This is a genomic window from Lacinutrix sp. (genome assembly GCF_037625555.1).
GTDB lineage: Bacteria > Bacteroidota > Bacteroidia > Flavobacteriales > Flavobacteriaceae > Lacinutrix.
Genome location: NZ_JASJHV010000082.1, coordinates 21,585 through 48,330 on the forward strand (window position 1 = coordinate 21,585; position 26,746 = coordinate 48,330).

Below are 26,746 nucleotides of genomic sequence, written 5' to 3' on the forward strand. Positions count from 1 at the left end.
GATTCTTATCAAAAAAATAAGATGAAAAAAGACATCCAAATACCTGTAGTAAAAGACGTTTATATAGCTATTGTAAACGAGTATAATGACATATATAAAACCCAAGATTGGAACGCTTATATCATTAACGACAAAGACGTTGATTTAGAGATGGTTTTAATTGTTACAAGTGGCTATACTGAAGATAAAATGACTTCAATCTTTAGAAAGAAATTAGACCTACTTCCTAAAAAAAGCTATGCAAAAATAGAGTTAATGCAAGAAGACTTATTTGCGTTAAACAATCAATTTAAAGTTACTTTTTTTGAAAACAATAAGATGTTCGATAAAACATATACTTTTAGAAAAAACACTATTAATCTTCAAGCTCTACAGCCTTTATCGTTAATGGAAGCGCGTGGTGTTTTAGTAAAATAACACTCCTTCACAGGAGAAATTTGGTTAATCCAGCTTATCAGTAAGTTTTTTAAACACTTTTTTTGCGTCTTTACCTTCGTATAAAACGGCATAAACAGCAGTAATTATTGGTAGTTTTGTTTTTTTTAGGTTCTTTTCGTTAAGTAAAAAAGCACTTTTAGTAGCATAATAACCTTCAGCAACCATACTCATTTCCATTTGAGCAGATTTTACAGTGTAGCCTTTACCTATCATGTTTCCAAACATACGGTTTCTAGAAAACACAGAATAACCTGTAACTAGTAAATCTCCTAAGTAGGCAGAGTTGTTTATATTACGTTTCATTTTATGCATTTTCTTAATAAAACGCTTCATCTCCCTAATAGCATTACTCATTAGCACACTCTGAAAATTATCACCATAACCTAAGCCATGTGCAATACCAGCAGCAATTGCATAAATATTTTTTAGCATAACGGCATATTCTGTACCTATAATATCGTCGCTAGTTTTAGTTTTTATGTAATCGCAAGACAAAGCATCTGCAACAGCTTGCGCTTTCAACGCATCTGCACAAGAAATGGTGAGGTAAGAAAGCCTTTCTAAAGCAACCTCTTCTGCGTGGCAAGGTCCAGCAATAACAACAATATTCTCAAATGGCACGTTAAAATGCTCATGAAAATGTTCTCCTAAAAGCAATCCTGTTTCTGGAACGATACCTTTAACTGCGCTTACTATAATTTTATCTTTAAGTTCAAGTTTTAGTTTTTTAAGCTCTCCATTTATAAAAGCAGATGGAATTACAAAGATTAAAACATCTGCGTAAGCAACCATTTCATTAATATCGTTACTTAATTTTAATTGTTCAAGATGAAACTCTACAGAGCTTAAATACTCAGGATTGTGTTGTTCTTTTAATAAATGTTCTTTTGTGTAAACACTTCGCATATACCAGCCAACTTCTTCTTTATTCTCACAAAGCATTTTTACTATAGCGGTTGCCCAACTTCCAGATCCAAAAACAGCGTATTTTAATTTTTTGCGCATAAAATTTTTCAATTATAATAACAAAATTACGCAATTATTAATTGTTATTAAAACACTGTTAAACAGTTTGTTAATTACTTTGGCATAGCTTTTAAATGCTATATAATATCAATCCTTAAAACGAAACGATTATGAAGACAGTAAAATTACTTTCAGTATTTGCTTTAATAGCAACTTTATTAACCTCTTGCTATACAGAAGTTATAGTAGAAGACGATTATGTAAATAATGTACCACAAGGATTAACAATTAATCAATTACTAAATTCTTATAAGTTATGGTATGTAGACATTAATGAAACCATTGGTTATGATGAATCTCCTTTTTTACAAATTGCATTTACAGTCTCTTTTAGAAATGGAACACTTTATGGTTACAATAATTTAGTTGGTATAGGAAGTTAAGGAAACGGTTTTGGCATACCTATTGGTTATTATAATGCCTATAACATGATTATAGACATAGATCACGATATAGATGGTTATGACAGCTTTGATGTATACCAAATAGATAATAATACTATAGAGTTATACAACCCATTTAACGATACTTCTTATTTTTTAAATGGATACCAGCGTTATAATTTTGATTACGATTATGTTTTTTATGATAACATACAGTATTTCATGCAAAAATATGAGGCATGGGAAAAAACATATACTAGTGATTATGGCGCATTAAATGAGTTTGATAACGAAAACTTTTTACAGTTTTTATCTGGTGGAAATGATAATACATTTAGAAGCTCTCAAGACCCAAATGGTATGAACCCAAATAATTTATATTGGGATTATACAGGTAATTATGGGCCAGGACAAATTACAGAAGGACCATATACTATAGTTTTAGGTATATGGGAAAGACAGCTTAAACAAGGAAACGCAATAACAGTAGTAGAACCAGATGCTGAAGAAGCTGCAGAAGCTACTGCTGCAAATTTTTTTTAATATGAGCCATATAAATGATATTTTTTACTTAATTTTATATTAAATTATAACAAACACGTTAACACATGAAAACAAATCAAAAAATTTTATTGCTATTAGTTTTTTTATCAGCTAGTTCAGCAACTTTAGCTCAAAAGAAGGTAGAAGAAATGCCAACCTACCAAAGGAGTTCACTCCATAATATATTGATTATCGGAGATGCTTTCGAAAATTCAGACATTGTAGCAAATGCATATCAATCATGGCCATTTCCGGATAAATATAACGATCATAGAATTGATTTAAATTCTCTTAACTTATCAGATTATAAGTTATCAGATGATGAAATAGAAAAACTAGGAATTAAAAAAAGTGGGGCTGGAAAATTAATAAGCGGAGCAGCTAGTGATGCAACTGCAGGAATAATAGCTGACAACTCTCAAGTTAAATTTGAATTAGACAAATTTATAGCATCAAAAAAATTACCTTTTGAAATGGTTAGTAAATGGTTTGCTTTAGATCAATTTGACGAAGAAAACTACAATTGGTCTAACCTCATCAAAGAAAGAGGTGCATACAGTGCTAGTGAAAAAGATAAAAAAGTAGCTGGAACAACCGTAAGGGGTGTTGGTGAACTTAAAAATGCAGGTGTAAATTTAATCAAAAATACATTTGTTGTTTTTACTAAATTAAATTTTGTATCAAATGAAGCTGTTGCATTAGTAATAAAGGGTGTTTCAGATGCAGCAGCTAATAAGTTATCAGGAATGGCTAGGGATCTTGCACTAAAAGCCTCTGAAAAAACATACACAAAAACTAGAGAGGGTTATTCTGTCTGGACTACTGCATGGTTATATCGCTTGGATTGGACTGACGAGACATACGCTAAATTTAAAAAACTTTTCAAGTCAAAAAAGAATGGGGAAAATGTTGATTTATCTGCTTTAGACATTAATTTTGAGTTTATTGGAGATGAAAAAGCAACCAGTTTAGTTACATTCTCACTGAAAGAAAAAAGAACAGAACAGCAGATTATTGAATTATCTACAGTACGTAATCTCGATAAAGTTTATTCAAAACTTCAAAAAAAATACGAAGTTTTTAAACCTAAATCACCCATTATTATTGAGGACGGTAAGATTTTTGCTCAGATTGGTATGAAAGAAGGCTTAGAAGGAGGAGAAAGTTTTGAAGTTCTCGAAGAAATTGCTGATCCAGAAACATATGAAATGATTGGATACAAAAAAATTGCAACAATTAAAGTTGACAAAAAACAAATTTGGGATAATCGTTTTGGGGCTGATGAAGAAAATACTCAAGATATTAATAAAACCCTATTTAAAGGTAAAGCTAAAAAACTAAGTACAGGAATGTTAATTATGCAAAAGAAATAAATATGAAAAACTTATTAATTTTTATTGGAATATTATTAATTTCAATTGGTTCTGCTGATGCACAATCTAAACGTAAAAGGAAAAAGGCTGACAAAGAGACTGCTAAATGGAATTATTCTATAGAATGTCAAGGAGAAGCAGCTGGTGGCACATACACGCTAAAAGTTTTCTCAATTGTAATGGATGAGAGACTTGCTGGTGTTCAAGCTCAGAAAAACGCTGTACATGCAATTATTTTTCAAGGTGTAAATGCTCAAGGAAGAAAGTGTAAGCAAAAGCCTGCACTAGCAAGATCAATTAATTTGGAAACAGAACGCGAAGATTTTTTTAAAGAGTTTTTTGCAAGCGTAAAAAGGAATGATCCAAACAATTTTGCTAAATACGTAAATATTGTAGATGAGGTCACTGATAGACAAAAACTTGGAAAGAAAAAATTCCGTATTGGTTCACTAGTGACAGTAAACGTTGGTCTTCTAAGAAAAAAATTAGAAAAAGAAAATATAATTAAGTCTCTTAGTAGTGGCTTTTAAAAATATAAATAATGAAAAATCAAACAAATAAACTTTTATTAATAGTATCATTACTTTTCGTTAGTGTATCCTTTTCTCAAGCAAAAAAACCAACATTAATGGTAGTACCTGCTGATAATTGGTGTTACAATAATAATTATTCTGAGTCATACGACAATCAAGGTGTTGTGAAAGATATTCCTTCTTACAGAATTGCATTACAACGTGATACAGACTTAGATTTAGTTATCACTCAGATTAATGGTATGTTAAGTCAAAGAGATTTTGATGCTAAAAATCTAAAAAGCCAGCTAGACAAAATTGAAAGCGCAGCTGCTGAAGAAGCAATGCGATCATCAAAATATGGTGGTGCTGAAGTTGCAGAGTCTCCAATAGATGCTCTAAAAAAAGTTGCTAAAGCTGATATAATTTTAAAATTGGGGTGGACAGTAAATGATGATGGAATGGAAAAAGCGGTTACTTTTATTTTAAAAGCAATAGATTCTTATACTGGTAAACAAATTGCTCAAGCGTCAGGAACTGGTGCGCCAGATTTTTCTAGTCCTTTACCTGTATTATTAGAAGAAGCAGTTGCTTCTCATATTGATGCGTTTTTGGCGGAACTTCAAACTGCATTTGAAAGATGGTTTGAAAAAGGTAGAGAATGTGCTGTTGGAATTCGTGTGTGGGATGATTGGGAATACGATTTAGAATCAGAAGATTTTGGAGATGACGAATTAGGATTTTTAATTGAAGAGTGGATGGAGGATAATACTGTTGGTGGAGCATTTACAACTATGGATGCAGAAGCTACCATGATGAATTTTGAACAAGTTAGGATTCCAATGACCTACGAAAAGAAAGGAAGAGTTAGGGGTCTTGATGCCAGAACTTGGGCGAAAAATTTAAGTAAATACCTTTCAGGTATGGGAATTGAAAACAAATTAACAACTGTAGGACTAGGTGAAGTTAAACTTTATTTAGGTTCTAAATAATATTATTTAAAATGAAATATTTATTAAAAATTTTTGTGCCTTTATTTTGCGTATGCATCTCTTTTGGTCAAAACAATCTTGGTAAAACTGACGATTTAGCAAGGATTCAGCTCTCTACATTTGTTTCAGAGCAAATTGATGGTTTGCCAAGTGCTGCTAAAAATTTATTAAAAAACAAACTGAGTAAAATTGTAACGATGAATGGTTTGGGTGGAACACAAAACTCCAGGTTTATTATAACACCAAACATTTCCGTTTTGTTTCAAGAAATACTTCCTGGTCCTCCGAAAAAAGTTGCTTTAACTCTAGAGATAAACTTTTACATTGGTGATGGTGTTGAAGGCACTCTTTTTAGTTCAGAAACCATTACAGTCAAAGGAGTTGGTAATAGCGACACAAAAGCCTACATTGCCGCTCTTAAACAAATTAAAACAAGAAATCCTATCTTCCAGAATTTTATAAATAATGGGAAAACTAAAATCATACAATATTATAATGATAAATGTGATTTTATTTTAAAGAAAGCTGAAATGCAAGCAAACAAAAATGACTTTGATGCTGCAATTGCTACGTTAACTTCTATCCCTGAAGTCAGTAAAGATTGTTATGAAAAAGCGATGAATTCTGTCGGGCCACTTTATCAAAAACAAATTGACCGTCAATGTAAACTTGATTTTGCAGAAGCCAAGAATGCATGGAATATAAGTTTAGACGCCGATGCTGCGGAAAATGCATCTGTTTATCTTGGAAAAATTGATCCTACTTCATCATGTTACAAGGACGCCTTAAGTTTTTCTAATGTAATTGCAAAAAGAATAAATGAATTAGATAAACGTGAATGGAATTTTAAAATGAAGATTCAACAAGATAATGTTGATATTCAAAAAGCATCTATAAAATCTGCTCGCGACATTGGTGTTGCGTATGCTAGAAATCAACCAAAGGTTGTTTACAATATCAGAGGATGGTGGTAATTCTAAAATAAATTCAATCTCTTAAATTAGTGACTAAAAATAATTTTTGATTTTCTTTATTTACTAAAACAACTCAATGCGGTGCACAAAAAAACTCAATCATAAGATTGGGTTTTTTTATTTCTTATTAAAAAAAACCTATACATCTTTATTGTAGACAAGGAGAAAGATCATTGTTTATAGTATTTGAAAACTATTTGTTACCTTAACAGAAATTCTACACACACACTACATGTATCCAAAAAAATATTTATTAAAACAACACTATGCTTAGTCAGCTTCCTAACATTAATTAGTAGTTACGGTCAAGAATTTCCTCCAATTGAAAGGTTTGTGCCTAAAGATTATGGTGCCGATGATCAAAATTGGTCCATCAGTCAAGGCACTGATGAATACATATATGTTGCTAATAATAAAGGATTATTAGAATATAATGGTGCGCGCTGGAATCTTTATACAACAACCAATCAGAGTATTATAAGGTCTGTAGCTGTTATTAATAACCTTACGGTCAAGCTATACGCTAAAAAGCGATATTAGTTGTTGGTAACAGTAATGGTATTGCTACTGTTGATGAAAAATGACAGTTGAGAATGTAGAACCAGAAGCTCAGTTTTATACTGTTGTAAGTGGAGATACTTTAGGAAAAATTGCAAAGAATTTTTATGGTAATGCCATGAAATATCCAGTAATTTTTGAATCAAATAAGCCAATGCATGAGCATCCAGATAAAATTTATCCAGGACAAGTATTACGTATTCCTGCTTTAGACTAGAACTAAAAGTAAAATAAAAAAACGCAACGTAAGTTGCGGTTTTTTTTGGTTTTAAACCAAGTTATAAGTTATTACCATTTACAAAAAGGTGTTTTGCTTAGTTGGGAATTATAATATTTAAGCACTCCTGTAACCTCTTCTCCTAACCAGTTTGGCTTTTCAAAACTTTCCTTTTCTGAGTTTAACTCAACTTCTGCAATTATTAATCCTTTATTGTCTTTCAAAAATTCATCTATTTCAAAAGTGTGGTTTTTTACTGTAACCTCATAGCATATTTTATCTATCATGCCTTTTTTACAAATACTTAAAAGCGATTCTGCCTCTTGTTTAGAAATTTCTTTTTCCCATTCAAAACGCGATAACCCGTTTTTAGAAGATTTGCCTTTAATAGTTAAAAAACCTTGTTCTCCTTTAAGCCTAACACGAACGGTTCTTTTTTTATTGGTACTTAAAAAGCCTTGAACTATCTTATATTTTTTGTGAGAGTCTTTTTTAAAATCTTGAGATTTTACTAAGAACTTACGTTCAATTTCTATCATAATTAAAAGGATTCATTTTATATTTAATGCCTAAATTTACATCATGCTAGACAATTTACCTATAAGAAAGATAATTCATGTAGATATGGATGCGTTTTACGCATCTGTAGAACAAATGGATAATCCAGAACTTACAGGAAAACCTCTAGCAGTAGGTGGAAGTGGAAATCGAGGTGTTGTAAGTGCAGCAAGTTACGAGGCTAGAAAATTTGGAGTACGTAGTGCAATTAGTGGTGTTAAAGCTAGGCGTTTGTGCCCAGAATTATTATTTGTAAAACCAAGATTTGAACGTTATAAAGAAATTTCTAAACAAATTAGAGCTATTTTTTTAGACTATACAGATTTGGTAGAGCCTTTATCGCTTGATGAGGCATACCTAGATGTTACCGAAAACAAAAAAGGCAATCCAAGTGCTTCGCTTATTGCAGAAGAGATTAGAACGCGTATTTTTAAAGAGGTAGGTTTAACTGCTTCTGCAGGAATTTCTATTAATAAATTTGTTGCTAAAGTAGCTAGTGACTATAATAAGCCTAACGGACAAAAAACAGTTAATCCAGAAGAAGTTTTACTGTTTTTAGAAGCGTTAGATATTAGAAAATTTCATGGGATTGGTAAAGTAACTGCAGAAAAAATGTACCAAAAAGGTGTTTTTACAGGACTAGATTTAAAATCTAAATCTTTAGAGTTTTTAGAAACAAACTTTGGAAAATCTGGTAAATACTATTATTACATAGTTAGAGGAATACATAATAGCGATGTAAAGCCTAATCGTATTAGAAAAAGCTTAGCAGCAGAGCGTACTTTTAATACAAACCTTTCTTCAGAAATTTTCATGCTAGAAAAACTAGAGTACATAGCAGAAGAGGTTTCTAAACGTTTAAATAAAAGTAAAGTAGCTGGAAAAACAATAACATTAAAAATAAAATACAGCGACTTTACTTTACAGACTCGCAGTAAAACCTTGCCTTACTTTATGGCAGATAAAGATGTGATTTTAGAGACTGCCAAAGATTTATTATACCAAGAAAAAATGAATAACTCTGTACGGCTTTTAGGTATATCTTTGTCTAATTTAAATACTGAAAAAAAGGTTAAAAAAGTAGAACAAAACAGTGTTAGTGTGCAGTTGAAGTTTGGGTTTTAAATATTTGACCTTCTAACAAAATAGCCCAACTTATCTTAAAAGTCTCTAACTTAATAGAATAATTATTAAACAAAAAACCAGCTACAAAAATGTAACTGGCCTTAATTTATAATAACTGTTTTTAGTTTGTGTTAGCGATTAAACGGTTTGTTTTAAGCTCCTCGCAGAGAGTGAGTAGGAAAGCGTGTTGCTTGCAAACGCCCAAAATATTTTTATTAAGCAGGACTAATTACTGTCTACTAAATCTCCGTAATCCTTAGTGTATTTACCATTCCTTTTTCCTGAATAGGCATTGCTGCTAGGCTTACAAGCATGTCTCCTTTTTTAAGATAACCCATTTCTTGTGCCAATTTGTTTACATCTTCTATGGTTTCGTCTGTGCTTACAAACTTATCGTAAAAGAATGCTTTAACTCCCCAAAGCAGGTTAAGTTGTGTTAATATGCGTTTGTTTGAAGTGAATACAAATATGTGAGATTTAGGTCTCCAAGCCGAAATTTGAAAGGCTGTGTAGCCACTATTTGTTAATGTAGAGATTCCTTTAGCGTTAATTTCGTTTGCCATTAAAGCAGCATGGTAACATATAGATTTTGTTATGTAACGTTTTGTTCTAACTGTAGGTGGCTCGTGTGGTACTTTTATTAAATCACTGTCTTCTACACTGAGTATTATACTTGCCATTTGTTTTATAACTTCTACTGGATATTTACCAACACTTGTTTCTCCAGATAACATTACGGCATCTGCTCCATCCATTACAGAATTTGCAACATCGTTAACTTCTGCACGTGTTGGCGTAAGGCTATCTATCATGGTTTCCATCATTTGTGTGGCAATTATTACTGGGATTCTAGCTTTTTTTGCGCGTAAAACTAATTGCTTTTGTACTAATGGTACTTCTTCGGCAGGAATTTCTACTCCTAAATCTCCTCTAGCTACCATTAAACCATCGCAATAGGCTACAATTTTATCGATGTTTGCAACACCTTCTGGTTTTTCTATTTTAGCAATAATTGGTATTTTATGTTCGCTATGCTCTTTTATTAGTTCTTGTAATACCATTAAGTCTTCGGCATGACGGACGAAAGATAATGCCATCCAGTCTACTTTTAGTTGGCAAGCATATATTGCATCTTCAATATCTTTTTCTGTTAATGCAGGTTGAGAAATATTTGTGTTTGGTAGGTTTACACCTTTTTTAGAGCGTAATGGTCCACCTTGTATAACTTTTGCTTTGACTTCTGTTTTTTTATCTGTAGATACAACTTCGAAAATTAATTTTCCGTCATCTAAAAGAATACGCTCGCCTTTTTTTGCATCTTGTGGAAAGTTGTCGTAAGTCATGTAAACACGTTTTTTTGTGCCTTCAAAACGCTTACCAGTAGCAAAAATAATCTCATCTCCTGGATTTACTATTACTTCTCCTTTCATTACTCCTACACGTAATTTAGGGCCTTGTAAATCTGCAAGAATGGAAGCGTTATAACCAAATTCTTCGTTTAATTCACGAATCATTTGTACACGTTCTTTAACATCTTTATAATCTGCATGAGAGAAATTAATTCTAAAAACGTTAGCACCTTCGTCTAACATTGCTTTTAAAACTTTTTTTGAGCTTGTTGCAGGACCTAAGGTCGCTACTATTTTAGTCTTCTTTGTTGATAACATTAGTTAAATATTAGTTGATCTTTAGATTTTAAGCTTTCTTGCGCAATGCTGTAAGCTGTAATAACTTGATCTATTTTAAGTATTTTTTCTAAAATAAGTTTTTCATTATTGGTAAGGCATTCATTATCTATTTTTAGCAGATAATTTGCTTTACCATATTCTGGAACTAAATGGTGTGTTTTCGTTACAGTTGGATTTTGGCTAAATAGTGAATTTAAAGTATTCTCTATTTGGTTGCTAATTACTTTACAAGTATTGGATACTAAATTCCATGTTTTAAATTGCGAGCTGTCTTCCCATTCGAAAATAGAAAAATTAGCCTGTTGGTTGTTATTGTCTATATCGAAGTCCAGTCTTGTTAGCTTTATATCTAAAGCTTTGTTAAGTAAAAAAGCTAAACGATAATCGTCTATTGTGCAATGAATACCAATTAGAGAAAACTTTTCTTCTTCTAAAAAATCATTTAAAACAAGTTTATTAATTGCCATATTAACACCATATCTACTTTGAACCAATTGTAAATATAGTATTTAAAATGAATTGAAGTGCCTAGTTTTGTTAATCTTAACAAGAACTTAATACGAAAACGTTATAGTTTTGCTTAGTTCTGTTTTAAGTGCAAAAAACTAGAGAGAATTATAATAAAGTTTTAGTAATTTGATTTTGAAAAACAAAGAAGGCACGTTTTGATGCTTTTTCTTCGGCTTTCTTTTTAGAAGTAGCTCGACCTTTGGATACTATTTTACTATCTATAGATAATTTTACAGAGAAATGTCTAATATTATCGTTTCCTGTATCTTCATACACGTTGTAATCGAAAGTCTTTTTTTCTTTTTGACACCATTCAATAAGTAAACTTTTGTAACTAATTACTTTGCCTTCAAGTTGCTCTATATCTACAAAAGGTGTAATAACACGTTTATAAATAAATTTTTCGCAAGTTATATAGCCACCATCTAGATAAATAGCTCCTACTAAAGATTCGAATAAGTTGCCATGAATGTTATCTCCAAATTGGCCTTTAGGGATTTTACTCTCTACAAGATCTAAAAGTTTTAAATCGCGACCAAGTGCATTTAAATGTGCTCTACTTACTACTTTAGAGCGCATTTTTGTTAAGTAACCTTCATCTCCACTTGGTACTTCCATGTATAAATGGTGAGCTATTACTGCACTTAACATAGCATCACCTAAAAATTCTAAACGCTCATAATTTATAACATGGCCTTTAGTATTTTTAATATTCATAGAACGATGTGTAAACGCTGTTTTATAGTGTTTAATCGTTTTTGGCTTGTAGCCTATAATTTTTGAAATGGTGGTGAAAAATTCTCCTCTTTCTACTTTATGTTTTGAGAATATGTTTCGAATGCGTTTCATCCGAATATATTAATCTAGCTTTTTAAATAATACACATGCATTATGTCCACCAAAACCAAAGGTATTACTCATTACTACTTTAATGTCGCGTTTTTGAGGTTGGTTAAGTGTTAAGTTTAGACTAGAATCTATATTCTCGTCAATAGTAGTATGATTAATTGTTGGAGGTACAATACCATGTTCCATTGCCAAAATAGAAGCTATAGACTCAATAACACCAGCAGCACCCAATAAGTGGCCAGTCATTGACTTTGTAGAATTAATATTGATGTTTTTAGCATGATTGCCAAAAACTTCTGAAATTGCTTTAAGTTCTGCAACATCACCAAGTGGTGTAGATGTTCCATGTGTGTTAATGTGATCTACATCTTCAGGCTTTAAACCAGCATTTTCTAAACAGTTTTTCATAACTGCAATTACGCCTATTCCTTCTGGATGTGGAGCTGTCATGTGGTAAGCGTCGCTAGACATGCCTCCACCTAAAACTTCAGCATAAATTTTTGCACCTCTTGCTTTTGCGTGCTCATATTCTTCAAGAATAATTGCTCCAGCACCTTCACCTAAAACAAAACCATCTCTAGTTCCGTCAAAAGGTCTAGAAGCTGTTTCTGGACTTTCATTTCTTGTTGATAATGCATGCATAGCATTAAATCCGCCCATTCCAGCAATAGTAACAGCGGCTTCACTTCCTCCTGTAACAATAACATCGCAATGTCCTAAACGAATGTAATTTAAAGCATCTATCATTGCATTTGCAGATGATGCACAAGCAGATACGGTTGTATAGTTAGGTCCCATAAATCCATTTTTAATGGAAATGTTTCCTGGGGCTATATCTGCAATCATTTTTGGAATAAAGAATGGATTAAATCTTGGTGTACCATCTCCTTTTGCAAAGTTTAATACTTCGTTTTGAAATGTTTCAATACCTCCAATTCCTGCTCCCCAAATAACACCAACTCTTAATTTGTTGATGGTCTCTAAATTAAGGTTCGAGTCCGCAATGGCCTCATCAGATGCGACCATTGCGTACTGCGTAAACCTGTCCATTTTTCGCGCCTCTTTTCTATCTAGAAAATCGGTGGCGACAAAGTTTTTTAACTCACAAGCGAATTTTGTTTTAAACTTTTCAGTATCAAAATAAGTTATAGGCGCAGCACCACTTTTACCTTTAAGTAAAGCCTCCCAATATTCATCTTTGGTATTACCAATTGGTGTAAGTGCGCCAAGACCTGTAACTACAACTCGCTTAAGTTCCATAATATTAGTGCTTATTTTGAAGCTTCAATATATGATACAGCTTGACCAACTGTTGCAATGTTTTCTGCTTGGTCGTCTGGAATTTGGATATCGAATTCTTTTTCGAATTCCATAATTAATTCAACAGTGTCTAACGAATCTGCTCCTAAGTCGTTTGTGAAGCTAGCTTCTGTTACAACTTCGTTTTCGTCAACACCTAATTTGTCTACGATTATCGCTTTTACTCTTGATGCAATGTCTGACATAATTTTAATTTTTTTAGTTTTAATTAAGAGACAAAAATAAAAAACTTTATTTTAAAACTCATCTTTCTATTAAAAAAGACTTTGAAAGTTAATAATTAATTTCGAGGTATTTCAGTTTTAGCCTTTAATTGTTAATATTTATTCTTTTTTTTGTTTGAAGATTTAACATTGAATACTAGAAAATGAAACGTGTAGTAATTTTTGCGTCCGGAAGCGGAAGTAATGCTGAAAATTTAATAAGGTTTTTTCAAAATAGCGACAATGCGTCTGTTATTCAAGTATTAACTAACAATCCGCATGCCAAAGTTTTAGAACGCTGTAAAAAACTGAAAATAAGTGCATTATCATTCAATAAAATAGCGTTTACAGAAACTAAAGATGTGCTAAATATCTTAAAATCTACCAATCCAGATTTAATTATTCTTGCTGGTTTTCTTTGGAAATTTCCTGAAAATATATTGAAACATTTCCCTGATAAAGTGATTAATGTGCATCCTGCTTTGCTACCAAAATTTGGTGGAAAAGGTATGTATGGAATGCATGTTCATGAAGCAGTTGTTAACCAAAAAGAAACCGAAACAGGCATAACAATTCACTACGTAAACGAACATTATGATGAAGGAGCGATTATTTTTCAAGCAAAATGCGAGGTGAAAACGCTAGATACTGCCATAGATATTGCTGCTAAAATTCATGAATTGGAAATAAAATATTTTCCTGAGGTGATTGAAAAGCTTTTAAATGATTGATTTTTTAATTACGGTATTAATGACTTTAGGATTATCTCTATTAGTTTGGAGCGTATATACTACAATAGCACGAAAACCTTTTTTAGAAACTGAAAACGAAAAAAAATTAAAAAAAAGTTTAGAGGATAGATATATTATTGATCCTGAATCTGGAACTAAATTAACCTTAGAAGAAGCAGAAAGTGGTGTTTGGCTTTCTCATAACAACGGATTTAGAACACTTTCTGAAAAAGAATTAGATAAAATTCCAACAGAAGGTGAAAAGCAAGCAGAAATTGCACTTAATTACTTGAGAAAAAGTACTCGCTTTAGAACTATTGAATTTAAGGATATTGAAATTGAAACACTAAATAGCACTAAAATTCTAACCAGTTACGATGATTGGTCTTATTCAAATTCTTTTAAATTTGAAAACAGTTATATTTTTGTTCCTGCTCCAGAAATTCATAGTTCTAAATATTACAGAGAAGATTATATAGAATCTCACTTAATGTTATGGATTAAAATAGATTCAATTAATGGACATTATGTTTTTAGAGAGAAATCATCTTTTGAAAAGTTTTCAGATTCTATACGAAATGATGACGAAATACAATTAAAAGACTACGAATGTTTTACAATTAAAAAATCTCACAATATTATTATAATTAACAGTATTATGAGTAAAATTCTTCCAAATAAAGATTTAGAAATTGAAATAATGGATGATAATCTGTTTATAAAAACACTTAAATTAGTATGTTTAGAAGATGTAAAAAGAATGGAAACAATTATTAATGCTTTTTGTTAAATATATATTTGTCTTTACAGAAGGAAATTTAGCATAATCACCTATATATGAGTAAAAAAAAGAAAAAATATTACACCATTTGGAAAGGACATAAAACTGGTGTTTTTGATTCTTGGAATACTTGTAAGTCTTTAATTAAAGACTACGAAGGTGCACAATACAAATCTTTTGCAACTTTTGATGCGGCTAAAGAAGCTCTAAATGGTAATTATTTTGATTATATAGGGAAAAACAAGTCTTTTAAAAGTGAGCTATCCAAAGACCAGCTAAAAAAAATTGGTTTACCAAACTACAATTCTATTTCAGTAGATGCGGCTTCTAACGGAAATCCTGGAATTATGGAATATAGAGGTGTAGATACAAAATCTAAAAAGCAATTATTTATACAAGGCCCTTTTGCAGAAGGCACAAACAATATTGGTGAGTTCCTAGCGCTTGTTCATGGTTTAAGTTTTTTAAAAAAACATGATAGCGATCGTATTATATATACAGACTCGAGGACAGCTATGAGTTGGGTTAGAAAAAAAACATGCAATAGTAAATTAGAGCGTAATACTAAAAACAAACCTGTTTACGATTTAGTGGAACGTGCGGTTACTTGGTTAAAAGAAAACGACTACAAAACAACTATTGTAAAATGGGAAACTAAAGCTTGGGGAGAAATACCTGCAGATTTTGGGAGAAAGTAGTAAACTAGTATTCTAACCAGCATTTAAAATCTTTTTCTCGCTCTCTACTCACAATAATTTCACTTTCATTAAAGGCTTTTAATTCGATTTTAAATCTACTATTGTTATAAGATATTACATTTTTAATTGCTTCACAATTAATAATAAACTTTCTGTTTACTCTATAAAATTCTTTTGGATTTAACTTAGCTTCTAAACTTAGAAGCGCATCATTTACAATATAATTACTAGTGTCACTTTTTAAATAAGTTGCATTACCTTCACTATAAAAACAACGAATATTTTCGGTATTAATTATTTTAATCTTTTTGCCTTTTCTTACTGCAAATTCAGATTTGTAGACTTGTATGTTTTCATTTTCAATAATTTCTTTTAGCGCAATAAGCTCTTTTTCATTTTTATAAAAGTCATTTGCTTTTTGGATTGCTTTTTCTAAATCTTCTTTATTAATGATCCAGAAACAAATATTCTTAAAACAACACCAATACCTGTCCAGCTTGAATTGCCCATAAAATAAAGCAGAATATTAAAAGCAGTAGTTACTAAAAAGAAAACAAGAAAGACCTTAATTAAGGAAGGACGCAAATTTACAACGTTTATTTTCTTTTGTGTATTTGAATTTTTAAGATAAATAATAAACGAACTAAAGATAAAAATTGTTAAAGATAGAAAGGCGTTAGATCGCGCAACTCTATGTAGAGCTCCAATAGATATTTTTTTGCTAGATGACAGGTTGAAATAGACAAGTAAATATACAGCTATAAAGGAAATTATTATAGGTATTAAAAAGTGTTTTAAACCTTTAAAAACTTTACTAAAAACATCTTTTTTATAAAACATTATTGACAAAAATGCAGGAATAAAAAATAGAGGAATACTTATTCGAGCTATTTTTCTAAATTCAATAATCATAGAATCTAAGCTAGAATTAATTGCACCTATAAAAAATCCAAAACCATTAATCACAACAGTAAGTATTAAAGCATAAATAACTGCCTTTTTAAATTTTTTCATTTTCATTTTTTTTAATTCAAAGCAAACATCTACCATTTAGAGCTTCAAAAAAAATAAAGACTAGTGAACCGTCCTTTTTTATAAGTGAATTGCTAATATCTGTAAGATTAACTGAATCGTTTTTCAATTTTATTAAGAAAGTAAATTGTAAAAAAAGAGACTAAAAAACCTATATTTGCACTTTAATTTAAGAACTTTTACATGAGTAAATTAGTAATAGTAGGTACAGTAGCTTTCGATGCTATTGAAACACCATTTGGTAAAACCGATAAAATACTAGGTGGTGCAGCCACTTATATAGGTTTTTCTGCCGCAAATTTCGATAACGTTAATGCAGCAGCAGTGTCTGTTGTTGGTGGCGATTTCCCACAAGAATATTTAGATCTTTTAACAGAAAGAAAAATAAGTATAGAAGGTATTGAAGTTGTAAAAGAAGGTAAAACGTTTTTTTGGAGTGGTAAATACCATAACGATATGAATTCTCGAGATACCTTAGCAACAGAGCTAAATGTACTAGAAAATTTCACTCCAGTAGTGCCAGAAAGCCATAAAGATGCAGATATTTTAATGCTCGGAAATTTACATCCTTTAGTTCAACAAAGTGTTTTAGACCAAATGTCTAAAAAACCAAAATTGGCTATTTTAGATACCATGAATTTCTGGATGGATATTGCAATGGACGATTTGCTTTCAGTAATTAAAAACGTAGATGTTATTACTATTAACGATGAAGAAGCAAGACAATTATCTGGAGAATATTCACTAGTAAACGCTGCTAAGAAAATTCATAAAATGGGACCAAAATATGTAGTGATTAAAAAAGGAGAACATGGTGCTTTGCTATTTAGTGAAGGTAATATGTTTTACGCTCCTGCTTTACCACTAGCCGAAGTTTTTGATCCTACAGGAGCAGGAGACACTTTTGCAGGTGGATTTGCAGGTTACATAGCAAAGACAGGAAATATCTCTTTTGAAAACATGAAAAATGCAGTAATATACGGTTCGGCATTAGCTTCGTTTTGTGTAGAGAAATTTGGTACAGAACGCATGTTAACATTAACAGATAAAGAAATATTTGAACGCTTGCAACAGTTTAAAGACTTAACACAATTTGAAATTGAAATAAACTAATATTAAAACGCGCTCAATTATTGAGCGCGTTTTTTATTTCATATATAAAAAATATAATATCTAATTAACTCACAACACAACAACAATGAGTGATGCTTTAAAACACGAGTGCGGAATTGCACACATTAGGCTTTTAAAGCCATTAGAATTCTACAAAGAAAAATACGGAAGCGCATTTTACGGAGTAAATAAAATGTATTTAATGATGGAAAAACAGCACAATCGTGGTCAAGATGGTGCAGGATTTGCAAGTATTAAATTAGATACCAAACCAGGAGAACGTTACATAAGTAGAGTACGTTCTATAGCACAGCAACCTATACAAGATATTTTTGCTCAAATTAACGAACGCATAAATAATGAGTTAGATGCTAACCCAGAATATAACGATAGTGTAGCGCTTCAAAAAAGCAATATACCATACATTGGCGAAGTGCTTTTAGGTCATGTTCGTTATGGTACTTTTGGTAAAAACAGTGTAGAAAGTGTTCACCCGTTTTTACGCCAAAATAACTGGCAGCATAGAAACTTAATACTTGCTGGGAATTTTAACATGACTAATGTTAAGCAGTTATTTAGCAGTTTAGTAGAACTTGGGCAGCACCCAAAAGAATATACAGATACCATTACGATTATGGAGAAAATAGGTCATTTTCTTGATGATGCTGTTAGTAAAATATATAAGAAATTAAAAAAAGAAGGGTATAAAAAAAGCGATTGTTCTCCTTTAATTGCAGAGCGTTTAAATGTTGCTAAAATTTTAAAAAGAGCAGCAAAAAATTGGGATGGAGGTTATGCAATGGCTGGTTTGCTAGGACATGGAGATTCTTTTGTATTAAGAGATCCAGCAGGAATTAGACCAGCTTATTATTATAAGGATGATGAAATTGTTGTTGTCGCCTCAGAGCGTCCAGTAATACAAACAGTATTTAATGTTGCCTTTGATGATGTTAAAGAATTAGATCCTGGTCATGCTATTATAACTAAAAAATCTGGCGACGTTTCAATTACTAAAATTCTAGAACCATTAGAACGTAAAGCATGTTCTTTTGAGCGTATTTATTTTTCTAGAGGAAGTGACGCCGAAATTTATCAAGAGCGAAAAATGCTTGGTAGATTATTAATGCCTAAAGTTTTAAAAGCTATTGGTAATGATACTGCTAACTCTGTGTTTTCCTACATTCCAAATACTGCCGAAACTTCATTTTATGGAATGATTGAAACGGTTGAAGAATACCTTAATGAGCGTAAAACAAAAGCCATTTTATCTGGAGGCGGAAAATTGTCTAAAGAAAAAGTAGTTGACATTTTAAAAGAAAGACCGCGTATTGAAAAAATAGCCATAAAAGATGTTAAATTAAGAACGTTTATTACTGAAGATAGTAGTAGAAACGATTTAGTTGCCCATGTTTACGATGTAACTTATGGAGTTATAAAACCTACAGATAACCTTGTTATTATAGATGATAGTATTGTTCGTGGTACAACCTTAAAGATGAGTATTATTAAAATGATGGATAGATTACATCCTAAAAAAATAGTAGTTGTTTCTTCTGCACCACAAATACGATTTCCAGATTGTTATGGTATAGATATGGCCAATTTAGAAACTTTGGTTGCTTTTAATGCAGCTTTAGCTCTTTTAAAGGATAATAATAAATATGATTTGGTTGAAACGGTTTATCATAAATGTAAAGCACAAGAAAACTTAGCAGATAAAGACGTAAAAAACTTTGTAAACGAAATTTATAACCAATTTACTACCGAAGAGATTTCTGCTAAAATTTCAGAATTGTTAAGTGATGAGTCTGTGAATGCTGAAGTAGAAATTATTTTTCAACCTGTCGAGAATTTACATAAAGCCTGTCCTAATCATTTAGGAGATTGGTATTTTACTGGAAACTATCCAACAGTTGGTGGAAACAGAGTGGTAAATCGAGCATTTATTAATTTTTATGAGGGTAATAAAGAGAGAGCATACTAGTACTTTTTAGATACTTTTGTGTTTTTATTTTGTTGAATATCAAATTATTCTACAATTTCGGTATTTGTAATTCAGAAGATATATTTACCATTTATCTAAAAAAACAATTTTAATAAAAACACTTTACTATATTAGAGCTTACCATAACATAAGTAGGTTAAGTTCATGGTAGATTTGGGGCAAAAAAGGTAAACTTTCGTTCACCTTTTTTATTTACCAAAATCTTTAAATTTAGGCTGTATTTACTCGGTTTATACCAAAAAAAAGAGCTAGTTAAACCAGCTCTTTTAATCAAATATTAAGTGTTTAGCCTATTTTGCTAAGGCATATATTCTTTCTACTTCATTCCAGTTAATAACATTAAAAAATGCATTAATGTAATCTGGTCTTCTGTTTTGGTAGTTTAAATAATAAGCGTGTTCCCAAACATCTAAACCTAAAATTGGTATTCCTCCACAAGTTACACCTGGCATTAATGGGTTATCTTGGTTTGGTGTAGAACACACTTCAACCTTACCACCTTTGTGTACACATAACCAAGCCCAACCAGAGCCAAATTGTGTTGAAGCAGCTTTGCTAAAAGCATCTTTAAAAGCATCTACAGAACCATAAGCAGCTTCAATAGCGTCTTTTAAATCTCCAGACAAACGTCCTTTTCCTTCTGGGTTCATTACATCCCAAAATAAAGAGTGGTTATAAAAACCACCTCCATTATTTCTAACACCTTTGTTATCCATATCAAGATTAGTTAAGATGTTTTCTATTGTTTTTCCTTCTAAATCTGTTCCTTCAATAGCAGCATTTAATTTAGATGTATAACCATTGTGGTGTTTAGAGTGGTGTATTTCCATTGTACGAGCGTCTATATTTGGTTCTAAAGCATCGTATGCGTATTTTAATTTCGGTAATTCGAAAGCCATAATTTTTTGTGTATTAGGTTAATAATTCTTTGTTTGTAAATTTAACACTTTAACAAATCAATTAAAAATTTAAATCCGGCTAAGTCTTTTGTTTTAATAATACTTTAACAAGCAGTTAAAAAATGTCTTAGATTTTCCTCTTAAAAAATGAAAAATTCAATACGCTTCATGGTAATTGTTTTTATCTTGTACTCAAATTTATAAAGATGTTGTCTAACTCTTCATTTCAAGTTTATAATGCATCTGCAGGTAGCGGTAAAACCTTTACATTGGTTAAAGAGTATTTAAAAATTTTATTTTTGGCTTCAGGCAATTATCAATTTAAAAACATTCTTGCAATTACGTTTACAAATAAAGCTGTTGCAGAAATGAAAGCACGTATTTTAGAGATGCTAACGGATTTTGCTGAAGTTAAAAAATTAGAGAATCCGCATCCTATGTTTATAGAGATTGTTCGAGACCTAAAGATTAAGCCTGAGGTTCTTCAAAAAAAATCTAATGATATTTTAAACACTATTATGCATAATTATGCAGCTTTCGATATCTCTACCATAGATGGATTTAACCACAGATTAATTAGAACTTTTGCTCATGATTTACAACTATCTATTAATTTTGAAGTAGAATTAGATACGGAATCTTTACTAAACGAAGCTGTAGATCGCTTAATAGCAAAAGCAGGAACCAATGTAGCATTAACAAAAGTATTAGTAGACTTTGCTTTAGAGAAAGCAGACGATGATAAAAGTTGGGACGTAGCAAGAGATTTTAATAGTATTGCTAAGTTACTCACAAAAGAAAGCGATTTAGAATTTGTAAAATCTTTAAATAACAAAACACTTGAGGATTTTAGTGGTTTTAAAAAGCATTTACTTTTAGAAATCAATAATTTAGAGAAACAAGTTGTAGAAGTAGCACAAACTTTTTTTAATTTAATAGAATCTAATGGTATAGTTTTTAGTGATTTTTCTGGAGGTTATTTACCTAAGCATTTTGAAAAAATAGCTAGCGGTAACTTTTATGTAGATTTTATTGCAAAATGGCAAGATGACATAGAAACTAGAACCTTGAATCCAAAACGTGTTTCTGGAGATAAAGCAAAAAGTATTGAAGCGATACAGCCGCAAATAGCTACAGCTTTTAATGTAAGTAAAGCTGTTATTTTGAAGCACAAATTGTTAATTGCTATTTACAAAAACCTTACACCTTTATCTGTTTTAACCTTTATTAACAAGGAGTTAATTGCTATTATAACCGAAGAGAACAAGATGCTTATTAGCGAGTTTAACGCTATTATAAGTAACAAAATTAAAAACCAACCAACGCCATTTATATACGAGCGTATGGGAGAAAAATTTAAGCATTATTTTATAGATGAGTTTCAAGACACCTCGCAAATGCAATGGGAAAATTTAATTCCTTTGGTAGAAAACACATTATCTGGAGAAAACTTAAAAGCAGAAAAAGGTACAGCCATGATTGTAGGTGATGCTAAGCAAGCTATTTACCGTTGGCGAGGAGGAAAAGCAGAACAGTTTATGGAATTGTTTAATAAAACGGCAAAACCATTTTACGTAGAACAAAATGTTAAAAACTTAGAGTCTAATTATAGAAGCCTTGAAGCAATTGTAACGTTTAATAATGCTTTTTTTAAGCATCTTTCTACACAAACTTTTAGTAATGCAGATTATGCAAACCTTTACGAGCATTCATACCAAAAACCATCAAAAAATATTGAAGGTTATGTAAATATTAATCTTATAGATTTTGAAGAGAATGATAATAAAGATGAGGTTTATACGCAGCATGTTCTTGAGACGATAATCAATTGCCAAAAAAAGGGTTATGCACTAAAAGACATTTGTATTTTAGTTAGAAAAAAGAAACACGGTATAGCAATTGCCCAATCTTTAAGTAGTAAAAACATAAAAATTACATCTAGTGAAACGATGCTTATTAACAATGCACCAGAAGTACAGTTTATAAATAATGTACTTACGGTTTTGGTTAACCCAAACGATACAGAATGTAAAGTTAATATTCTTGATTTTTTAGCAGATAAGTATAACGTTAAAGATAAACACACTTTTTTTAAAAATCATGTTTTTCTTGATCTTGAATTCTTTTTTAAAAGCTTTGAAGCTTTCAATATAACTATTAACCCAAATCAGCTAGTACAACAAGGCTTGTTTGATCTAGCAGAAACAGTAGTTAGAACTTTTAAATTAATAGAACACTCAAACGCTTATGTTCAGTTTTACTTAGACACGGTTTTAGAATACTCACAAAAGCATATTTCAGATTTAAATGCTTTCCTAGCATTTTTTGACACTAAAAAAGGAAAGTTAAGTATAGTATCTCCTCAAGAACAGGATGCTATACAAATAATGACAATCCATAAATCTAAAGGATTGGAGTTTCCGCTTGTTATTTTCCCTTATTCAGACATCAATATATATGAAGATATAGAGCCAAAGGAATGGTATACTTTAGATCCAGAAAACAATAATGGTTTTAAATATGCTTTGTTAAATTATGGAAGTGCTTTCGAAAATTATGGAGCACAAGGCAACGCTATTTATGCTAAACATCAAGCAGAATTAGAGCTCGATAGTATTAACCTGTTGTATGTTGCATTAACTCGTCCTGTAGAACAACTTTATATAATAGGTAAGCGAGATATTAATAAAAAAGGAGAGGTGAATTTAAAATCGTATTCTGGTTTATTAATAGATTATTTAATGAAAGCAAGTCTTTGGAGTAATACAGAATCTATACATAGTTTTGGAGCGCCAGAAAAACCAGAATCAGAAAAAGAAGAACAAAGAATTAAAACTATAGAGCAACAAGAGTTTATCTCTACAGCAAAAGAAGATCATAATATTACGGTTATAGCAAATTCAGGCTATTTGTGGGACACTAAACAAGAAGATGCATTAGAAAAAGGAAACTTAGTGCATGATATTATGGAGCATATAAAAGTTGAGAGCGATGTCGATTTTGCTATAGACGATTTTGAAACCTCTGGAATAATAAATAAAGCCCAAGCTAAAGCTTTAAGAACATCAATTATAGAAATTATAAACCATCCAGATTTAAAGCCGTTTTTTTTTGAAAACAATATCATTTATAATGAACGTGATATCATTTCTAAAACAGGAAAAATATTCAGGCCAGATAGATTAGTTATAAATAATAAAAACGAAGTTGTAATTATAGATTACAAAACAGGACTTCACAACCCTAAATACCAACATCAATTACAACATTATCAAGATGTTTTAGAAGAAATGAACTTTAAAGTAACTAAAAAGTTGCTACTATACATTAATAAACACATAACAATTAAAACATATAATTAATAGTTTTATAAATTTGCATTAAACAATTAATAAAAAAACATGTACGGTAAAATTCAAGAACATTTACAACAAGAGATACAAGATATTAAGAATAATGGTCTTTATAAAGAAGAGCGTATAATAACATCTCCACAAGGAGCAGAAATTACTCTAAACACAGGTGAGACTGTTTTAAACTTTTGCGCTAATAATTATTTAGGCTTATCATCTCATCCAGAAGTAATTCAAGCTGCAAAAGATGCAATGGACACTCATGGTTTTGGAATGAGTTCTGTACGTTTTATATGTGGAACACAAGATATACATAAAGAACTGGAGCAAAAAATAGCAGATTTTTATGGCACAGAAGACACCATATTATATGCAGCAGCTTTCGATGCAAATGGAGGCGTTTTTGAACCTTTATTAGGAAAAGAAGATGCAATAATATCAGATTCTTTAAATCACGCCTCAATTATAGATGGTGTACGCTTATGTAAGGCAGCTCGATACCGTTACCAGAATAACGATATGGCAGATTTAGAGCAACAGTTAATAGATGCCAATAAAAATGGAGCAAGACATAAAATAATTGTTACAGATGGAGTGTTCTCAATGGATGGACTTGTTGCACCATTAGATAAAATATGTGATTTAGCAGATAAGTATGACGCCTTAGTTATGATTGATGAATGTCATGCAACTGGCTTTATAGGAAAAACAGGAATTGGTACTCTTGAAGAGAAAGGTGTTTTAGGACGTGTAGATATTATTACAGGAACACTTGGTAAAGCAATGGGTGGAGCAATGGGAGGATACACAACTGCCAAAAAAGAAGTAATTGATATATTACGTCAACGATCTAGACCGTATTTGTTTTCAAATTCTCTAGCACCAGCTATTGTAGGCGCATCTATTAAGGTTTTCGATATGTTAAAGAACGATACATCATTAAGAGATAAGCTAGAATACAATACAAACTACTTTAAAAAAGGAATGAAATCTGCTGGTTTCGATATTATTGATGGAGACTCTGCAATTGTTCCAGTAATGCTATATGATGCTAAATTATCTCAAACAATGGCAAATATGTTGCTAAAAGAAGGAATTTACGTTATTGGCTTCTTTTTTCCGGTCGTTCCTAAAGGGAAAGCAAGAATAAGAGTTCAGCTTTCTGCTGCACACGACCAAACTCAGTTAAACAAGGCGATACAAGCCTTTATAGAGGTTGGAAAAAAGCTTGAAATTATTAAATAAAAAATTTAAGGTTTAATATTTTTTCACAATAATCAATATTTTTATATATTTATCTTTGTTAATAATGTTTAACAACTTATTTTTGTCATTAATTAACACTTAAAAATTAAATTTTTTGAATATGAAAAATCTTAGCAGATTATTATTCACTCTAGTACTTGTTGTAAGTTTTAGTAATGTGAATGCACAAAACGAAGACCATCCTTGGGCTATAGGCTTTGGGATAAACGCGGTAGATTTCTTCCCAGTTGGAGAGAGCGCACCACAAGGAGAGTACTTTGATGAGTTTTTTAATGCAAAAGACCACTGGAATATTTTACCATCTTTATCTAACATTTCTGTATCTAAGTATATGGGAGAAAACTTTTCTTTACAGGCTTCAGGGTCTATGAACAAAATAGAAAAGTATGGTCAATTCGGTAATGCTGTACCTAATGTACGTGTTGCAGATTTAAACTACTACGCTCTTGATGCTAATGTAAGATACCACTTTGCTGAATTAATTAAAAGCAAAAAAATAGATCCAACAGTAGGTGTTGGTGGTGGTTATACTTGGGTTGAAGAAGGCCCTTATAACAATAATTTTGCTAGCGGAAACAATAACAATGGTGCTGGAACTTTAAATGGTTCTTTAGGTTTAACATACTGGTTCTCAGAAAACATTGGTTTATCTGTTGAGTCTAGATATAAGCACGCATTTGAAGAGTATTTAGATTCTCATTTCCAACATACTGCAGGATTTACTGTAAGATTTGGAGGAACTGATACTGATGGTGATGGTATATTTGATAAGAATGATGCTTGTCCAGAAGTTCCTGGTTTAGAAGCTTTCAACGGTTGTCCTGATACTGATGGTGATGGAATAGAAGATTCTAAAGATTCTTGTCCTAACGAAGCTGGTTTAGCTGAGTTTAACGGTTGTCCTGATACTGATGGTGACGGAGTTGTAGATGGAAGCGATGATTGTCCTACTGTTAAAGGTCTTAAGTCTTTAAACGGTTGTCCTGATGCTGATGGTGATGGAGTAGCCGATGCTAAAGATAAATGTCCTAGTGTAGCAGGTCCTGCAGCAAACATGGGTTGCCCATGGCCAGATACTGATGGTGATGGTGTATTAGACAAAGATGATGATTGTCCTAAAGTAGTAGGAACAGTAGCAAACAAAGGTTGTCCTGAAGTTGTTGTTCAACCAACTCAAAAAGTAATAGATCAATTAAATAGCTATGCAAGAACAATCTTATTTGATTCTGGAAAGTCAAATTTCAAGAAGCAAACAGAAGAAGTTTTAGCTAACATTACAGCTATCTTAAAAGAATACCCAGATTCTAACTTTACAATTGAAGGTCATACTGATAGTGTAGGTGCAAAATCATCTAACCAGTTATTATCTGAAAGAAGAGCTAACGCCGTTAGAGATCATTTAGTTGCTAACGGTATTTCTAAAGCTAGATTAACTGCTTACGGTTTTGGTGAAGATTACCCAGTAGATTCTAATGCTACAAGAAAGGGTAGAGTTAACAATAGACGTACAGAGATTAAACTTAAAAAATAAGTTTATCAATACTTTTAAATAAGTTTTTAAAAACGCTTCGGTTTACCGAAGCGTTTTTTATTTTTATA

The 26,746-nt window shown here is 31.4% G+C and carries 25 protein-coding genes and 1 pseudogene; 17 read left to right on the top strand and 9 right to left on the bottom strand.

Annotated features, from left to right (window positions below; genetic code table 11):
• Positions 1-21 precede the first annotated feature (21 nt).
• The gene (locus QNK89_RS07145; RefSeq protein WP_340170334.1) at positions 22-417 is read left to right on the top strand and encodes a hypothetical protein; all 396 of its coding nucleotides are present in this window, start codon (positions 22-24) and stop codon (positions 415-417) included.
• A gap of 24 nt (positions 418-441) precedes the next feature.
• Here the strand turns inward: QNK89_RS07145 and QNK89_RS07150 are convergent, their stop codons facing one another.
• Entirely contained in the window at positions 442-1,443 is a 1,002-nt protein-coding gene (locus tag QNK89_RS07150) for an NAD(P)H-dependent glycerol-3-phosphate dehydrogenase (RefSeq protein ID WP_340170335.1), read from the bottom strand.
• 131 nt (positions 1,444-1,574) lie between these two features.
• Between QNK89_RS07150 and QNK89_RS07155 the strand changes: the two genes are divergently transcribed.
• The 7 genes and pseudogenes from QNK89_RS07155 to QNK89_RS07185 form a co-directional block, all read left to right on the top strand.
• Positions 1,575-1,847 carry a hypothetical protein gene (locus QNK89_RS07155; protein WP_340170336.1) on the top strand — a complete coding sequence of 91 codons (273 nt, stop codon included), beginning with the start codon at positions 1,575-1,577 and terminating at the stop codon, positions 1,845-1,847.
• 45 nt (positions 1,848-1,892) lie between these two features.
• Entirely contained in the window at positions 1,893-2,390 is a 498-nt protein-coding gene (locus QNK89_RS07160; RefSeq protein WP_340170337.1) for a hypothetical protein, read from the top strand.
• Positions 2,391-2,455: 65 nt separating this feature from the next.
• Positions 2,456-3,763 carry a hypothetical protein gene (locus QNK89_RS07165; RefSeq protein WP_340170338.1) on the top strand — a complete coding sequence of 436 codons (1,308 nt, stop codon included), beginning with the start codon at positions 2,456-2,458 and terminating at the stop codon, positions 3,761-3,763.
• Positions 3,764-3,765: 2 nt separating this feature from the next.
• A complete protein-coding gene (locus QNK89_RS07170) occupies positions 3,766-4,293 on the top strand; it encodes a hypothetical protein (protein WP_340170339.1) in 528 nt (175 codons plus the stop codon).
• An 11-nt stretch (positions 4,294-4,304) separates the two neighbouring features.
• Positions 4,305-5,267: a DUF6175 family protein gene (locus QNK89_RS07175; RefSeq protein ID WP_340170340.1), complete on the top strand. Its 963-nt coding sequence runs from the start codon at positions 4,305-4,307 to the stop codon at positions 5,265-5,267.
• Positions 5,268-5,278: 11 nt separating this feature from the next.
• Positions 5,279-6,241, top strand: a complete 963-nt coding sequence (locus tag QNK89_RS07180) for a hypothetical protein (RefSeq protein ID WP_340170341.1) — start codon at positions 5,279-5,281, stop codon at positions 6,239-6,241.
• Positions 6,242-6,753: 512 nt separating this feature from the next.
• Positions 6,754-7,016: pseudogene (locus tag QNK89_RS07185) on the top strand (LysM peptidoglycan-binding domain-containing protein); the annotation flags it as partial.
• 71 nt (positions 7,017-7,087) lie between these two features.
• On the opposite strand, the gene QNK89_RS07190 reads toward QNK89_RS07185, so the two are convergent.
• Positions 7,088-7,555 (bottom strand): CYTH domain-containing protein, encoded by a 468-nt coding sequence (locus QNK89_RS07190; protein ID WP_340170342.1) that lies wholly within the window; start codon positions 7,553-7,555, stop codon positions 7,088-7,090.
• A 43-nt stretch (positions 7,556-7,598) separates the two neighbouring features.
• Between QNK89_RS07190 and dinB the strand changes: the two genes are divergently transcribed.
• Positions 7,599-8,699: a DNA polymerase IV gene (dinB, locus tag QNK89_RS07195; protein ID WP_340170343.1), complete on the top strand. Its 1,101-nt coding sequence runs from the start codon at positions 7,599-7,601 to the stop codon at positions 8,697-8,699.
• Between the two features lie 239 nt (positions 8,700-8,938).
• Here dinB and pyk read toward each other — a convergent pair whose 3' ends face one another.
• The 5 genes from pyk to QNK89_RS07220 all read right to left on the bottom strand — a co-directional run bounded on the left by pyk (position 8,939) and on the right by QNK89_RS07220 (position 13,251).
• Positions 8,939-10,366 (bottom strand): pyruvate kinase, encoded by a 1,428-nt coding sequence (gene pyk, locus QNK89_RS07200; protein WP_340170344.1) that lies wholly within the window; start codon positions 10,364-10,366, stop codon positions 8,939-8,941.
• The gene (locus tag QNK89_RS07205) at positions 10,366-10,854 is read right to left on the bottom strand and encodes an IPExxxVDY family protein (protein ID WP_340170345.1); all 489 of its coding nucleotides are present in this window, start codon (positions 10,852-10,854) and stop codon (positions 10,366-10,368) included. Before QNK89_RS07205 ends, pyk begins: the two co-directional genes overlap by 1 nt.
• A 148-nt stretch (positions 10,855-11,002) precedes the next feature.
• Positions 11,003-11,746: a ribonuclease III gene (rnc, locus tag QNK89_RS07210; protein ID WP_340170346.1), complete on the bottom strand. Its 744-nt coding sequence runs from the start codon at positions 11,744-11,746 to the stop codon at positions 11,003-11,005.
• A gap of 9 nt (positions 11,747-11,755) precedes the next feature.
• Positions 11,756-13,006, bottom strand: coding sequence for a beta-ketoacyl-ACP synthase II (fabF, locus tag QNK89_RS07215; RefSeq protein ID WP_340170347.1), 1,251 nt, complete (start codon positions 13,004-13,006; stop codon positions 11,756-11,758).
• An 11-nt stretch (positions 13,007-13,017) separates the two neighbouring features.
• On the bottom strand, positions 13,018-13,251 hold the full coding sequence (locus QNK89_RS07220; protein ID WP_340170348.1) for an acyl carrier protein: 234 nt from the start codon (positions 13,249-13,251) through the stop codon (positions 13,018-13,020).
• Between the two features lie 182 nt (positions 13,252-13,433).
• On the opposite strand from QNK89_RS07220, the gene QNK89_RS07225 reads away from it, so the two are divergent.
• Genes QNK89_RS07225 through QNK89_RS07235 form a run of 3 tightly spaced genes read left to right on the top strand, consistent with a single transcriptional unit; the run spans position 13,434 to position 15,479 of the window.
• Complete coding sequence (locus QNK89_RS07225; protein ID WP_340170349.1) at positions 13,434-14,000, top strand: phosphoribosylglycinamide formyltransferase; 567 nt, start codon at positions 13,434-13,436, stop codon at positions 13,998-14,000.
• Positions 13,993-14,790: a hypothetical protein gene (locus QNK89_RS07230; RefSeq protein ID WP_340170350.1), complete on the top strand. Its 798-nt coding sequence runs from the start codon at positions 13,993-13,995 to the stop codon at positions 14,788-14,790. Before QNK89_RS07225 ends, QNK89_RS07230 begins: the two co-directional genes overlap by 8 nt.
• 47 nt (positions 14,791-14,837) lie before the next feature.
• Positions 14,838-15,479: a ribonuclease H family protein gene (locus QNK89_RS07235; RefSeq protein ID WP_340170351.1), complete on the top strand. Its 642-nt coding sequence runs from the start codon at positions 14,838-14,840 to the stop codon at positions 15,477-15,479.
• A 432-nt stretch (positions 15,480-15,911) separates the two neighbouring features.
• Here the strand turns inward: QNK89_RS07235 and QNK89_RS07240 are convergent, their stop codons facing one another.
• Positions 15,912-16,493, bottom strand: a complete 582-nt coding sequence (locus QNK89_RS07240) for a hypothetical protein (protein WP_340170352.1) — start codon at positions 16,491-16,493, stop codon at positions 15,912-15,914.
• A 201-nt stretch (positions 16,494-16,694) separates the two neighbouring features.
• On the opposite strand from QNK89_RS07240, the gene QNK89_RS07245 reads away from it, so the two are divergent.
• Together QNK89_RS07245 and QNK89_RS07250 are read left to right on the top strand one after the other, a co-directional pair.
• On the top strand, positions 16,695-17,624 hold the full coding sequence (locus tag QNK89_RS07245; RefSeq protein ID WP_340170353.1) for a PfkB family carbohydrate kinase: 930 nt from the start codon (positions 16,695-16,697) through the stop codon (positions 17,622-17,624).
• 85 nt (positions 17,625-17,709) lie between these two features.
• A complete protein-coding gene (locus QNK89_RS07250; RefSeq protein ID WP_340170354.1) occupies positions 17,710-19,608 on the top strand; it encodes an amidophosphoribosyltransferase in 1,899 nt (632 codons plus the stop codon).
• A 311-nt stretch (positions 19,609-19,919) separates the two neighbouring features.
• Here QNK89_RS07250 and QNK89_RS07255 read toward each other — a convergent pair whose 3' ends face one another.
• Positions 19,920-20,528 (bottom strand): superoxide dismutase, encoded by a 609-nt coding sequence (locus tag QNK89_RS07255; RefSeq protein WP_340170355.1) that lies wholly within the window; start codon positions 20,526-20,528, stop codon positions 19,920-19,922.
• A gap of 206 nt (positions 20,529-20,734) precedes the next feature.
• Here QNK89_RS07255 and QNK89_RS07260 point away from each other — a divergent pair, with 206 nt between their 5' ends.
• From QNK89_RS07260 to QNK89_RS07270, 3 genes are all read left to right on the top strand, one after another.
• A complete protein-coding gene (locus QNK89_RS07260) occupies positions 20,735-23,890 on the top strand; it encodes a UvrD-helicase domain-containing protein (protein WP_340170356.1) in 3,156 nt (1,051 codons plus the stop codon).
• Positions 23,891-23,929: 39 nt separating this feature from the next.
• A complete protein-coding gene (kbl, locus tag QNK89_RS07265) occupies positions 23,930-25,126 on the top strand; it encodes a glycine C-acetyltransferase (RefSeq protein ID WP_340170357.1) in 1,197 nt (398 codons plus the stop codon).
• A 121-nt stretch (positions 25,127-25,247) separates the two neighbouring features.
• Positions 25,248-26,678, top strand: coding sequence for an OmpA family protein (locus QNK89_RS07270; protein WP_340170358.1), 1,431 nt, complete (start codon positions 25,248-25,250; stop codon positions 26,676-26,678).
• Positions 26,679-26,746: the final 68 nt, after the last annotated feature.